This is a genomic window from Kangiella geojedonensis (genome assembly GCF_000981765.1).
Taxonomy (GTDB): domain Bacteria; phylum Pseudomonadota; class Gammaproteobacteria; order Enterobacterales; family Kangiellaceae; genus Kangiella; species Kangiella geojedonensis.
Window position 1 is genome coordinate 2,215,863 of the sequence record NZ_CP010975.1, and the last position, 12,326, is coordinate 2,228,188.

Below are 12,326 nucleotides of genomic sequence, written 5' to 3' on the forward strand. Positions count from 1 at the left end.
ATATAAAAAGATTAATCATTACAGGAGTCAGCAATGTCAGAGGTGAAAACCTATCCCATTATCAACAATCCTCAGCATAAACCGCATATTGACGAGGATACTTACCACCGCATGTACCAACAATCGGTACAGGATCCAGACAAATTCTGGTCACGGATGGCGCACCAGTTTGTCGACTGGTTTGAGCCATGGGAAGAAGTCAGTAACGTTGATTATCACAAAGCTGACATTAGCTGGTTTAAAGGCGGAAAGCTCAACGCTTCATATAACTGCATTGATCGTCATTTAAAAGATAAAGCCGATCACACGGCGATTATTTGGGAAGGCGATGAACCTGATCAACAGCGTTATATTAGCTTCCAAGAATTGCATGATGAAGTCTGTCTTTTTGCCAATGCGTTAAAAGAGCGCGGTGTCAAAAAAGGGGACCGCGTTTGTATTTACATGCCCATGATCCCCGAGGTGGGTTATGCCATGTTGGCTTGTGCTCGTATTGGTGCCATTCACTCGGTCGTGTTTGGCGGTTTCTCACCGGAAGCGCTGAAAAGCCGTATTCTTGATAGCGACTGTCAGGTTTTAATCACCGCGGATGCTGGCGTTCGTGGTGGGAAACAAGTCCCCCTAAAAGCCAATGCTGATGAGGCTTTACAAGGTTGCCCAGACGTTCACACGGTGATGGTAATCAAAAGTCAAAATAACGAGATTAACTGGAATAGTGATCGTGACGTTGATTACAATCAATTTAAGCAAAAGATGGAGCCTGAATGCGCGCCAGAAGTTATGGACGCCGAAGACCCATTATTTATTTTGTACACATCAGGATCGACAGGCACGCCGAAGGGCGTCATGCACACGACTGGTGGCTACCTGCTGTATACCGCCATGACCCACAAATATATTTTTGATTACCATGACGATGATATTTATTGGTGCACTGCTGACGCTGGCTGGATTACTGGTCATTCATACATTTTTTATGGCCCACTAGCCAATGGCGCCACCACCCTGATGTTCGAAGGAGTGCCGAACTACCCGACCACGTCTCGGTTCTGGGAGATTGTTGATAAACATAAAGTTAGTTTATTCTATACCGCACCAACGGCTATTCGCGCGCTGATGGCTGGTGGCGACGAGCCTGTAACCAAAACCTCTCGACAGTCATTACGAGTTCTTGGCACTGTTGGTGAACCCATTAACCCTGAAGCATGGGAATGGTACTTTAATGTAGTCGGTGAACAGCGCTGCCCTATTGTCGATACCTGGTGGCAAACCGAAACGGGGGGCATCTTGATTACCCCACTACCGGGAGCAACACCTTTAAAGCCAGGCTCTGCTACACGCCCTTTCTTTGGAATCCAACCGGCACTCCTCGATACCGATGCTAATGAGCTGGATGGTGTGGCCAGCGGCAGTCTGGTTATGAAACATTCATGGCCTGGGCAAATGCGCTCCGTATGGGGTGATCACCAACGTTTTTACGATACTTATTTTTCACAATTCCCAGGCTATTATTTTTCAGGTGATGGTGCACAACGTGATGGCGATGGCTTTTATTGGATCACAGGTCGCATGGACGACGTCTTAAATGTTTCGGGCCACCGGATGGGCACAGCAGAAATCGAAAGTGCGCTGGTGTTACATGATGCTGTTGCCGAAGCCGCGGTCGTAGGCTACCCTCATGACATCAAGGGACAAGGAATATACGTTTACGTCAGTTTAATGGCAGGTCAGCAAAGTTCTGATGACTTAAAAGCTGAGCTCATCGCCCATGTAGCAAAAGAGATAGGTCCCATCGCTAAACCGGATAAACTTCAGTTCGCTGACGATCTTCCAAAAACTCGCTCAGGGAAAATTATGCGCCGCATTTTGCGCAAAATTGCAGAAGACGATATTGAAAATATCGGTGATACATCGACCTTGGCGGAACCTGCGGTGGTCGAAAAACTAATTAAAGAAAAACTGTAACCTCAATAAAACCAAGCTTAAGCCCAAGTTTTAGAAACTCGGGCTTTGGCTTTTTCTAACCATTCCTCAGTCACGACAAAGCCACGCATAATTTCGGTACTGTCTTGTATCCCAACGACCTGCTGTATTCTTTGAAATTCATACCGCTCATTGTGCCCGTGGGTCAAAATGGTTTTATCATCCAGTAACGTTAATAACTCAACCTCATCACCAGTAACCGCTGACAGCCAATATGGCTTAGGTAATAAGTACCAATCAATATTAGAGCTTAATTGCAAATGAGCAAACTCTTCCCAAGTCGTCCAAAAACCTTTTAAGTGTTGTGGGTTTACTTCACGCGGGAAGCGAAACAACTCCTGCATAAAGTTTTCTAGCGGATAAAATAAACGCCCGCGAGTCAACAGCTTCACATGATCAATCATGATACTTTGCTCACTAAGCCACTGCCTAATCGTTGTTTGCTTTGATAACGTCAGCTGATGGTCAAACAATCGTTGATACTTACTATCAAAGCGATCCCTAAGGTTCGGCCCAACCCAGTGACTTAATTGCTCGCCGCTTCCGATCTGCAAGTAGAATTTAACCGCTAGTTCACAATGAAGCGTTGCATCAAGAACATTGTCTCGAATGATTGAATCAAACTCGCCAAGCGTGTGTTTATCAATAATGACTTGAAGGTTGTGTTTGATAACATCCAAACTGTTACAGTTTCTGGTGAGGTGTTGCCACAGTTGCTCAAAATAAACGCCAAGACGATACGTTTCTTTATAATCAAACCCCTGGTAACTGACCATACGACTCATTAGCTCATCGGTACTCATCTGCCGAGTAAGAGCCAATAACTCAGGTGAATGCAGCATCCAATCAAGGTCATTATTATGGCGCGTCATTAAGGTCCAATGTTTAACGTTCCGTCAAAGTTTGAGTTATCATAGCAGAAAAGCTATCTCTGAATGTTAAAAAAAGACCGCCCGAGGGCGGCCTGTTTCACTAGAGGTATGAATTTCATAGGGGTAGTCTAATCAAGGAGAGAAAATCCATACTAGGGCTGAAATCACTAAGGGGTAAATAATGTTCTCAGCGCTTGATTAAAACTATACCGAAAATAAGTGTTAGAATATGCATGGTTTCGGTAAAACTCAGAAAAGTTATGTAAAGGCCACTGACTATTCTTTACACTTGACGCATGCCCCTCGTGGTAATATTACAAATAACTGGTTGATTCTAATCAACTAACTTAGCCGATTCAGTTTAAACAGGACACCGACTTAACAGGACCGCTATGGCCAAACTATTATTAGCCGACGATGACATCGAACTTTGCCAACTTCTTCATGAGTATCTTTCTCAGGAAGGCTTTGAGATTACCCTAGCCCATGACGGCGCCTCCGCGGCAAAACTGATTTTAAATGATAGTTTTGACTTGATGGTGTTAGACGTCATGTTGCCTAATCTCAATGGTTTTGATGTATTAAAGGAAGTGCGCAAAGAGTCTCAGGTCCCTATCTTGATGTTGACGGCTCGCGGTGATGAGATCGACCGTATTGTTGGGCTAGAGTTAGGAGCCGATGATTACATTGGCAAGCCTTGCAATCCTCGCGAACTCACAGCAAGGATTCGCTCTATTTTACGTCGAACCGAAGCGGACTACAGCCGCAAGAAGAAAAAGCTACGCTCCATCCATCTCGACGACCTCTATATAAACCCTGGTTCACGCGAAGCATTGGTTAATAATCAAGCCATGAAACTAACGGCAACTGAGTTTGATATTCTTTACTTACTCGCAAACCAAGCTGGAGAATTGGTAAAGCGGGACGTCCTTTCTGAGAAATGCCTAGGCCGCTCTTTAGAAGCTTACGACCGCAGTATTGATATGCATATCAGCAATCTACGTCGCAAGCTCGGAACCGACATTAAAGGCGAAGAACGTATAAAAACAGTCCGTGGTGTTGGCTATCAGTATGTTTCACACGATACGTAAGCTCGCCAAGCCCAATCTTTTCTGGAAGATATTTTTATGGTTCTGGCTAGCAACATTATTAACCCTAACCAGTGTCATTTTTCTCTACAGCATGACCTCGAAAGACACGAGGTTAGTACCGATTACCGCCAAAGAATCTGAGCAGTTACGACAAACAGCTATCACTATTCAGCTGCGTCATGTGATTGAAGAGTATCAGAATGGCTTACCCATACAGCCTAATGGCACGGGTAAAGAGCTTGATAATACGTTTATCATCAACAATCAAGGCTACGAAATTTCGGGCAAAGTTGTGCCCGAAGTTATATATCAACTCAGTGCCTTTTATAAACAACGCAACCGCGCCGCCACAGTTACCATCAACAACTACTCCTATTCAGGGCCAGAAATTGTATTCAGCCGTGGTCAATATTACTTGCTGTTTATTAAGCAAAAGAGCCAGCAACACTTCAGCACTTTAGTGTCTGAATTTTTCCACTCGGTCAGTATTTGGCAAATTTTAGCGGCACTTGGAATAAGCTTCTTAGTCTGCTTTGCTTTAGCTTGGTATTTAACTCGCCCTATCCATCAGCTGCAAAAAGCCACAAAAGCTATTGCCAAAGGTGACTTGCAGGCTCGAGCGAAAGATTTTATCGGCAAACGTGCGGATGAGTTTCATGACTTAGCCGAAGACTTTGACTTAATGGCCGATCGTATTAATCGAATCATTATGTCTCAAAAGCGCCTCTTGAGCGACGTTTCTCACGAGCTACGCTCACCACTGACACGAATGCAAATTGCTGCCAGTTTAGCGCAAAAGCATAATCAGGCCACCGATGATCCATCCAACTGTTCTCATCATATTGAACGAATTGAAGTCGAAGTTGAACGACTTGATGAATTGATCGGCGAGCTATTACAAGTTGCGGCCTTAGAGCGTGGACAACAACATCAGCAGGTCGACACCTTTGTGGTCAATGATCTGCTAGACGTCATCATCAGCGATGCTCAGTTTGAAGCCACGGCCAATAACAAAGAAGTTGTTTTTGTTGAGAGTCCGATGATTCACTTCAAAGGTTACTATAATCTGCTCGCTCGTTCGGTTGAAAACGTTATTCGTAACGCTATCCGTCATACGCCAGAAGGCACTAGGGTAACGGTAGCTATCAAGGACGCCGGCCCACATTTTTCGATTATTATTGAAGACGAAGGTCAAGGCATCGACGAATCACACTTAGACAAAATCTTTGAGCCTTTTTACAGGCCAACTGAAGCACGAGAGCGTAGCTCAGGGGGCACAGGGTTAGGGCTGACCATCGCTAAGCGCGGCGTGGAGGTTAACGACGGAACGATCAAGGCCACCAATAGTAGTAATGGTGGCTTATTGGTCACCATCACATTGAAAAAGAATCGTCGCGTTAATTAATAATACTCCAAAGTAGAAATAACGCTAAAGCAATCAAGAAACCACCTAAAATACGGTCAATCCAGTGTCCGAACTGAGCGAAAAAGCCTCTAACTTTGTTACTGGCCAATATATACGACAAGAAAACAAACCATGCGGCGGTAACAACCGCCATCCATATCCCATAAAAGCTTTGCACCGCCAAAGGCGTGGTAGCGTCAACTAAAGTGGTAAACAGCGACAAGAAGAACAGTGTTGCTTTAGGGTTCAATACATTCGTTACAAACCCCTGACGAAACGCTTTTCTATCGGTCATGATGTTTCTTTTGTCCAACGCTTTCGCTTTGCCTGACTGACTAGCCGCATTAGCACTTGAGTTATCCGGCTTTGCCTGTAGCGCACTATAACCAATGTAAATTAAATACCCCGCACCCGCTAATTGTATTAACTTAAATAGCCATTCTGTGCTTTGAATCAATAACCCAATGCCTAACACGGCATAAGCTACGTGCACGAATATTGCCAGGCCGATACCAAGACTGGTAATGATGGCAAATCGTTTTCCAAAAACCAGAGACTGCCTCATCACAATCGCAAAATCAGGTCCAGGACTCATCACCGCTAACAAATGTGCAGAAGCTATTAGCAAAAACTGCTGCCAGTAATCTCCGATATTGTGTATGAATTCTTGCACAACAGTTAACCTATCACTTCAACGATTTTCTTTGACAGTTCGATCATTAAGGGCCCATACGTGCTGAATGCCAAGAAAACAATAATTGCGAAAAAGATCGACAAACAGAGGGGGAGTTTCAGCCAAAAATAGTTGCTGAGTTGGTACAGCTCATTATTTTTTTGCGCCTTATTATGAGCAATGAGCTGACGAACATAGCCTTCCAGTAGCCACAAACAAACCGCCATAGCGATTAGACAACTGACCAATATAATGACTTCAAGCTTCTCAAACGTCAAAGCAGCACCCAAAACCACGCCGGGCATCAAATAAACAGGAGCCCATATCAAGGTGGCAATAACAACGGCAAGTAAGAATTTTTTTGCAGGCATATCTAGTATCCCTGCAATAAGTGAGATGACGGCACGAATTGGGCCAATAAACTGGCCAATCAAAATACCAGCAAAACCATGCTTCTTGAAAAAGGTTTCTGAGCGATGCAATAAATTTTGATGACGCTCTACCCACGGCCAGTGATGAACGCGCTCCTTAAATGCAGTACCCACTAGATAAGAGACAGCTTGCCCCAAAGTTGCCCCAGCAAAGCAAAAAAACGCAATCGGCCAAAAACCTAAAGTCCCAGCGCCAATAAGGCTACCCACACCAACCAACAATAGCCAACCGGGCATGGCTAGACCAATAATGGCTAGCGACTCTAGAAATGCAATAGCGAACACCGCAATTCCCGCCCAATGGGGGTTTGCGCGAATCCACTCAATAATATTATTTACGATCTCTTCCATGGGAGCTAATAATGAATAAACTTCCAGCAAAAGTCGATCTATTTTTGTAAGCTCTTGTGACTCATCACTTATCACCCACCATAACTTGCTTATTTTTCAGGGCTCGTTTATCGTTTGCCTATCTACTTTTGTCTATTACGGATCTACAAACCCATGAGCGACAGCTATAAAACCATTATTCAGCAACGCCAACCTGAGGACGTTGAAATCTTTCATAATGTTCATCCTGATGTAAAACCACCGAAAACCGATTTGGATGATCTTTACCATAAGCATCAGGAAATTAATGATTACCGTTCATCTGGCGAGTTAATTCGAAGTTTAGCTAATACTATTAAGAAATGGCGAAAACACATGCCGAAGGATGCAGAACCAACCATTGTGGCCATGTTAAACGGTGGTTTACAAATACAAGTCGCACGATTAGTGCAAGAGTCTTTTCATGGAATTCGTATTGAAGGGACTGCCGGTGGCAACCCGTGCATGGTCTTATCGCACCAAAATAACGTAGAACTTCTATGTTACGTACAAAAAGTTCCTGAAGAAGAACCAGAACGACGCATCGGCTTCGTTATTGATGGCGAAGAAACCGAAGAATAAAAGAATAGTTGGTGTGACGTTACGGGAGCTGTTTACCTAAATAGCTTCCTGTAACTCTTCTTCGTCAAAGTTCACGACCAAGTGTACATCTAGCTTCTCGGCGAGTAGCTGCAATTCACTTTCGACTTCATCAATATCGAAAATATAATCCGTAGACACTTGCAACCTAACTTTATAAGCCTTTTTCCCCTTATCACAGATGTAACTCTTACGACTCAGTTCATCCACCACCAGTTGGTTATTAGCTAAAGTACGTAACAATTCAACATCGACAACTTTGTCTCTAAGACCATATAGCTCAATTTCAAAGCTGATCTTATCGTTGGAAAAAACATTGTCCGAAGAATTAGCGGGGGAAAACTCAAAATGCAATCGTTCTGAGTTTAAGCTCTCAAGGCATGCCCGAAATGGGCCGAAGTAGGCGAGATTGATTGAAATATAAAACAATCCATTAAAAGCCTTGTCGATTCTATTGAACCGAGAAGCCTGTAACCGTCCGTTAAAACGGTTAATGATTTCAGAGAGGGTTACAATAATTAACTCGTTATCACTTCCTGTCACAGAAACGATTACTTCCATGTCTTCCTGCTCTGAATACCGCACACTGTCACCACGTTCAGTTTCGTTGCGCATTCTATAACACTCCATTTATTCCACCAGCACACTAAAAAATTACTACATTTAGGGTTGTGATGCAAATAACAAAGCTTTGTTAAATGTTACAGTTGATTATTGCCAAGCCTTGTCGCAACTCCTAATATGTTGATATAGCAGAGCAAAGGAGTCGCAACATGAAAAAATTTGTACTGACCTTAGCAACAGCAGCACTCATCAGTGCATGCGCTACATCGCCAACGGGGCGAAACCAAGTAACATTGTTCCCTGAGTCGCAAATGTCCCAAATGGGCTCGGCGGCTTTTACTTCGATGAAGAAAAGTGAGCAAGTGTCCACAAACTCTGGGCATAATCGTTACGTCAACTGCATTGTTAATGCTTTAATCCCGGAACTTAACACCGTAGCCCCAGATATGCGCTCTACGCGTTGGGAAACTAAAGTGTTCGTTGATGATAGCGCTAACGCTTTTGCACTTCCTGGTGGCAAGATAGGTGTACATACAGGCATGTTTAAGGTCGCTGACAATGCTAGCCAGTTGGCATCAGTACTTGGTCATGAAATTGGCCATGTTTGGGCGCGACATGGTAATGAGCGTGTTTCTCACCAGTACCTTGGCACAGCAGGTTTACAGTTAGCCTCAGTATTAGCAGGTGAGCCGACACAACAGAAACAACAAATTCTCGGCTTGTTAGGCGTTGGGACACAAGTTGGCGTATTGAAGTTTAGCCGTACCCATGAGTCTGAGGCTGATGAAATTGGCTTAGAGTTAATGGCACGAGCTGGCTTTGACCCTAGAGAAAGCGTGGAGTTATGGAAAAATATGGCCAAACAAGGTGGCGGTAACGCCCCTGAGTTTTTGTCTACACACCCAGCAACAGACACGAGAATCAGAGACTTACAAGCGCAAATGAATGACGCTTTAACGTTATACCAACAAGCAAAAGCTCAAGGAAAACGACCTAACTGCCGTCTGTAATTAACTGCTTCACACGTCAATTATTTTCAATAACAAAAATAAAGGGGCTAACTAGCCCCTTATTTATTGATTAATAACTTATCACCAATTTTATAGTTACTGATCGGCCAAGTAACCAGCTCGCTCGTAAATACCTTCCATATACAAATCGTCAAAGTCTTCGACTACAGACTTTTGGACTTCTGGCAGCGACAACAAGTTATCACGCCATTTAGAAATTTTCTTATAATCACTGACTGGGTCAATACCGATATTATCAGCAACAATTTTAGAGCGCATCAAAAATGGTGCGAAAGCACTATCCACCAAACTGAATGACTTCCCTTCAAAGAAGCCATCATTACCAATCTTGCGCTCTAGCGGCGCTAATTTCTTGGTTAAGTCTTCTTCAATTTTCAGGTAAGTTTCTTCACGTCTAGCCTGCGTTAATTGATGTTGGGCATTAAATAGGCTGCTGCTAAATTCGATCCAGGCACGGTGCTCAGCTTTTTCTAGCGGATCTTTAGGAAGCATTGGGTCACCGTGAGTCTCATCAAGATATTCATTAATGACCGCTGACTCAAACAACACATGATCTCTCACGCGTAGTAATGGTACTTTACCAAGCGGAGAGATTTCCAAAAACCAATCTGGTTTTTTCTGTAAATTGATGTACTCGATGGTGAAATCAATCTTCTTGTGCAATAAGGTGATAACTGCTCTTTGTACAAAAGGGCATAGCTTAAAGCTTATTAAAATTGGTTGTTCTAAAGAAGTCATATCCACAACTTTAAGTTAGTATCTAAGGCTAATGTAAAACGGTTTTGCTAGAAAAGCAACTAACCTTTTAGCTTTTGAAGCTCACATAAAAAAGGCTTTCCGAAGAAAGCCTTTTTAAATTTTAGTGCTCGTGACCACCAGCGCCATGAACGTGACCATGCGATAATTCTTCTTCGCTTGGCTCTCGAACTTCAACGACTTTAACATCGAAGTTCAATGTAACGCCTGCTAGCGGATGGTTACCATCAACAGTGACTGTATCGCCTTCAACTTTAGTCACAGTGATTAACTGAGGGCCTTGTGGTGATTCAGCGTTAAACTGCATACCCGGCTCAACTTTATCGACGCCTTGGAACGCCTGCATAGGAACTTCTTTGATCAATTGTTCGTGGCGCTCGCCATACGCTTCTTCAGGCGTTACTGTTACTGATAACTCATCTTCAACAGTTTTACCCACTAAAGCATTTTCCAAGCCTGGAATAATGTTCTTATGACCATGCAAATAGGCCAATGGCTCATTACCTTCAGATGTATCAACCAACACACCCTCTTCTGTTTTCACTGTGTATTCAATTAATACGACTTTGTTTTCTTCAATTTGCATAATCAACTCACTTTCTATCTATAAAATTTTACCCGGACATCACGCCTCAATGACGCAAGCTGCCGAGTACGGAATACTTAACTCTGGGAAATAAAAGAATATGAAGGGGACGCTACAGGGAAACTCTTAAGCAGAGTGGCTCTTCTATAAGAGCAAACAAATTTTGACTAGTTTATCACTAGAAATAGACATGGGGGTGGTAACCTTAATTACAACCCCAGTTTTACATACTCTTAGCAATCAAAATAACGCAGCTATAAGGTAAAAGGCCGCTTTTAGCTAACTTTCTGGCCTGCCGCCTGCTGATCCGCATGATACGACGATCTCACCATCGGCCCACTCGCCACATTCGTGAAACCTAAATCTTCAGCGATCTTACCTAACTCATCAAATTCTTTTGGTGGCATAAAGCGCATCACCGGATGGTGATACTTACTTGGCTGTAGGTACTGACCAAGCGTTAGCATGTCAACACCGTGCGCTCGCAAGTCTTTCAAGACCTCGATAATCTCTTCGTTAGTCTCGCCTAAACCAATCATTAAACCTGATTTGGTCGGGATGCCAGGATAACGCTCTTTAAATTTCTTAAGCAGATCAAGCGACCATTGATAATCAGCACCTGGACGCGCCTGTTTATATAAACGCGGCACTGTCTCTAGGTTGTGGTTAAAGACGTCCGGTAAACCGGCTTCCATCTTATCTAACGCGACTTCCATACGACCACGGAAGTCAGGCACCAATACTTCAATCTTTAAACCCGGATTTTGTTCACGAGCTACGCGCACACAATCACTGATATGTTCAGAACCACCATCGCGCAAGTCATCACGATCAACCGATGTGATCACGACATAGTTCAAGCCCATCGACTTCACTGAGTCCGCTAGGTTCTGTGGCTCTTCAGGATCAAGCGCTAAAGGACGACCGTGCGCAACATCGCAGAAAGGACAACGACGAGTACAAATATCACCCATGATCATGAAGGTTGCAGTACCGTGACCAAAACACTCTGGCAGGTTCGGACAAGAAGCTTCCTCACATACAGTGTGCAGCTTGTTGTCACGCAACATGTCCTTAATTTTAGTGATTTGGTTGCCGTTCGGTAAACGCACACGAATCCAGTCCGGTTTACGTGGCATCTCTTCGGTCGGCATAATTTTCACTGGTATGCGCGCCATTTTCTCTTCAGCACGCATCTTATGACCCGGCACGACTTTTCCTGTAACTTTTTTCTTACGAGGAGTAGCCTGTGCAACAGACTCAGGTTTTGACATAAAAAGCACTCAAACCTTACCCAATTACTCAGGTAGGCCCTTCATTTCTAGACGGCTATTATAGCCTAGTTTGCCGCATAATTGATCCACTAAATCTGGTTGAACACGCTCCAGAGTTTCAGGACCACCACGCTCGGCGATGTGCGTCATCGCCATTCCTTGATAACCACAAGGATTGATCCGAGCAAACGGCTCAAGATCCATATTAACATTCAAAGCCAAGCCATGAAACGACTTGCCCTTTCGAATTCTTAACCCTAACGAGCAAATTTTTGCCTCATCAGTATAAACACCCGGTGCATCGGAGCGCGCATATGCCTCAATTCCATACATCGCCATGGTGTCCACGACCGCATCTTCAATTGCCGACACCAAATCTCTAGGCCCCATACTCTTACGACGTAAATCGATCATAAAATAAGCAACCAATTGACCGGGGCCATGATAAGTGACTTGGCCGCCACGATCCACCTGTACCACAGGAATATCGCCAGGGAACAGCAAATGTTCGGGTTTTCCAGCCTGTCCCTGCGTAAACACTGGGTCATGCTCGACTAACCAAATTTCATCAGTCGTCTCATCATCACGCTCATCAGTAAAGCGCTGCATCCGTTTCCACACCGGTACATAGGTTTCATGTCCCAGCTCACGGATAATAATCGTATTGTCGTTACTCATAGAATGTTGGCCA

13 protein-coding genes are annotated in these 12,326 nt (G+C 44.0%); 5 read left to right on the forward strand and 8 right to left on the reverse strand.

The window, feature by feature from the left end; genetic code table 11:
* Window positions 1-33 precede the first annotated feature (33 nt).
* Window positions 34-1,965, forward strand: a complete 1,932-nt coding sequence (gene acs, locus TQ33_RS10195) for an acetate--CoA ligase (RefSeq protein ID WP_046561948.1) — start codon at window positions 34-36, stop codon at window positions 1,963-1,965.
* A 17-nt stretch (window positions 1,966-1,982) separates the two neighbouring features.
* Here acs and TQ33_RS10200 read toward each other — a convergent pair whose 3' ends face one another.
* Window positions 1,983-2,855, reverse strand: coding sequence for a DUF1853 family protein (locus TQ33_RS10200; protein WP_046561949.1), 873 nt, complete (start codon window positions 2,853-2,855; stop codon window positions 1,983-1,985).
* Window positions 2,856-3,247: 392 nt separating this feature from the next.
* Here TQ33_RS10200 and TQ33_RS10205 point away from each other — a divergent pair, with 392 nt between their 5' ends.
* Window positions 3,248-3,946, forward strand: a complete 699-nt coding sequence (locus TQ33_RS10205; RefSeq protein WP_046561950.1) for a response regulator — start codon at window positions 3,248-3,250, stop codon at window positions 3,944-3,946.
* Window positions 3,927-5,351 carry an ATP-binding protein gene (locus TQ33_RS10210; protein WP_046561951.1) on the forward strand — a complete coding sequence of 475 codons (1,425 nt, stop codon included), beginning with the start codon at window positions 3,927-3,929 and terminating at the stop codon, window positions 5,349-5,351. Before TQ33_RS10205 ends, TQ33_RS10210 begins: the two co-directional genes overlap by 20 nt.
* On the opposite strand, the gene TQ33_RS10215 is transcribed toward TQ33_RS10210, so the two are convergent.
* Both TQ33_RS10215 and TQ33_RS10220 read right to left on the reverse strand, forming a co-directional pair.
* Complete coding sequence (locus tag TQ33_RS10215; protein WP_169745481.1) at window positions 5,344-5,946, reverse strand: LysE family translocator; 603 nt, start codon at window positions 5,944-5,946, stop codon at window positions 5,344-5,346. The two genes, TQ33_RS10210 and TQ33_RS10215, sit on opposite strands and share 8 nt — an antisense overlap.
* A gap of 83 nt (window positions 5,947-6,029) precedes the next feature.
* Window positions 6,030-6,806, reverse strand: a complete 777-nt coding sequence (locus TQ33_RS10220; protein WP_046562459.1) for a DedA family protein — start codon at window positions 6,804-6,806, stop codon at window positions 6,030-6,032.
* A gap of 153 nt (window positions 6,807-6,959) precedes the next feature.
* Between TQ33_RS10220 and TQ33_RS10225 the strand changes: the two genes are divergently transcribed.
* Window positions 6,960-7,406, forward strand: coding sequence for a hypothetical protein (locus TQ33_RS10225; RefSeq protein WP_046561952.1), 447 nt, complete (start codon window positions 6,960-6,962; stop codon window positions 7,404-7,406).
* Window positions 7,407-7,442: 36 nt separating this feature from the next.
* Here the strand turns inward: TQ33_RS10225 and TQ33_RS10230 are convergent, their stop codons facing one another.
* Window positions 7,443-8,039, reverse strand: a complete 597-nt coding sequence (locus TQ33_RS10230; RefSeq protein ID WP_046561953.1) for a hypothetical protein — start codon at window positions 8,037-8,039, stop codon at window positions 7,443-7,445.
* 158 nt (window positions 8,040-8,197) lie between these two features.
* Between TQ33_RS10230 and TQ33_RS10235 the strand changes: the two genes are divergently transcribed.
* Window positions 8,198-8,998, forward strand: a complete 801-nt coding sequence (locus TQ33_RS10235; RefSeq protein ID WP_046561954.1) for a M48 family metallopeptidase — start codon at window positions 8,198-8,200, stop codon at window positions 8,996-8,998.
* A gap of 96 nt (window positions 8,999-9,094) precedes the next feature.
* Here TQ33_RS10235 and TQ33_RS10240 read toward each other — a convergent pair whose 3' ends face one another.
* The 4 genes from TQ33_RS10240 to lipB all read right to left on the reverse strand — a co-directional run bounded on the left by TQ33_RS10240 (window position 9,095) and on the right by lipB (window position 12,313).
* Window positions 9,095-9,757: a glutathione S-transferase family protein gene (locus tag TQ33_RS10240; protein ID WP_046561955.1), complete on the reverse strand. Its 663-nt coding sequence runs from the start codon at window positions 9,755-9,757 to the stop codon at window positions 9,095-9,097.
* A gap of 121 nt (window positions 9,758-9,878) precedes the next feature.
* The gene (locus TQ33_RS10245) at window positions 9,879-10,361 is read right to left on the reverse strand and encodes an FKBP-type peptidyl-prolyl cis-trans isomerase (RefSeq protein ID WP_046561956.1); all 483 of its coding nucleotides are present in this window, start codon (window positions 10,359-10,361) and stop codon (window positions 9,879-9,881) included.
* Between the two features lie 275 nt (window positions 10,362-10,636).
* Window positions 10,637-11,557, reverse strand: a complete 921-nt coding sequence (gene lipA, locus TQ33_RS10250) for a lipoyl synthase (protein ID WP_046562460.1) — start codon at window positions 11,555-11,557, stop codon at window positions 10,637-10,639.
* A 102-nt stretch (window positions 11,558-11,659) separates the two neighbouring features.
* Window positions 11,660-12,313, reverse strand: coding sequence for a lipoyl(octanoyl) transferase LipB (lipB, locus tag TQ33_RS10255; RefSeq protein WP_046561957.1), 654 nt, complete (start codon window positions 12,311-12,313; stop codon window positions 11,660-11,662).
* Window positions 12,314-12,326: the final 13 nt, after the last annotated feature.

What these genes read in the sequence shown, in the direction of transcription:
- acs (WP_046561948.1), top strand. Translation starts at nt 34, where the DNA reads ATGTCAGAGGTGAAAACCTATCCCATTATCAACAATCCTCAGCATAAA.
- TQ33_RS10200 (WP_046561949.1), bottom strand. Translation starts at nt 2,855, where the DNA reads ATGACGCGCCATAATAATGACCTTGATTGGATGCTGCATTCACCTGAG.
- TQ33_RS10205 (WP_046561950.1), top strand. Translation starts at nt 3,248, where the DNA reads ATGGCCAAACTATTATTAGCCGACGATGACATCGAACTTTGCCAACTT.
- TQ33_RS10210 (WP_046561951.1), top strand. Translation starts at nt 3,927, where the DNA reads ATGTTTCACACGATACGTAAGCTCGCCAAGCCCAATCTTTTCTGGAAG.
- TQ33_RS10215 (WP_169745481.1), bottom strand. Translation starts at nt 5,946, where the DNA reads ATGAGTCCTGGACCTGATTTTGCGATTGTGATGAGGCAGTCTCTGGTT.
- TQ33_RS10220 (WP_046562459.1), bottom strand. Translation starts at nt 6,806, where the DNA reads ATGGAAGAGATCGTAAATAATATTATTGAGTGGATTCGCGCAAACCCC.
- TQ33_RS10225 (WP_046561952.1), top strand. Translation starts at nt 6,960, where the DNA reads ATGAGCGACAGCTATAAAACCATTATTCAGCAACGCCAACCTGAGGAC.
- TQ33_RS10230 (WP_046561953.1), bottom strand. Translation starts at nt 8,039, where the DNA reads ATGCGCAACGAAACTGAACGTGGTGACAGTGTGCGGTATTCAGAGCAG.
- TQ33_RS10235 (WP_046561954.1), top strand. Translation starts at nt 8,198, where the DNA reads ATGAAAAAATTTGTACTGACCTTAGCAACAGCAGCACTCATCAGTGCA.
- TQ33_RS10240 (WP_046561955.1), bottom strand. Translation starts at nt 9,757, where the DNA reads ATGACTTCTTTAGAACAACCAATTTTAATAAGCTTTAAGCTATGCCCT.
- TQ33_RS10245 (WP_046561956.1), bottom strand. Translation starts at nt 10,361, where the DNA reads ATGCAAATTGAAGAAAACAAAGTCGTATTAATTGAATACACAGTGAAA.
- lipA (WP_046562460.1), bottom strand. Translation starts at nt 11,557, where the DNA reads ATGCGTGCTGAAGAGAAAATGGCGCGCATACCAGTGAAAATTATGCCG.
- lipB (WP_046561957.1), bottom strand. Translation starts at nt 12,313, where the DNA reads ATGAGTAACGACAATACGATTATTATCCGTGAGCTGGGACATGAAACC.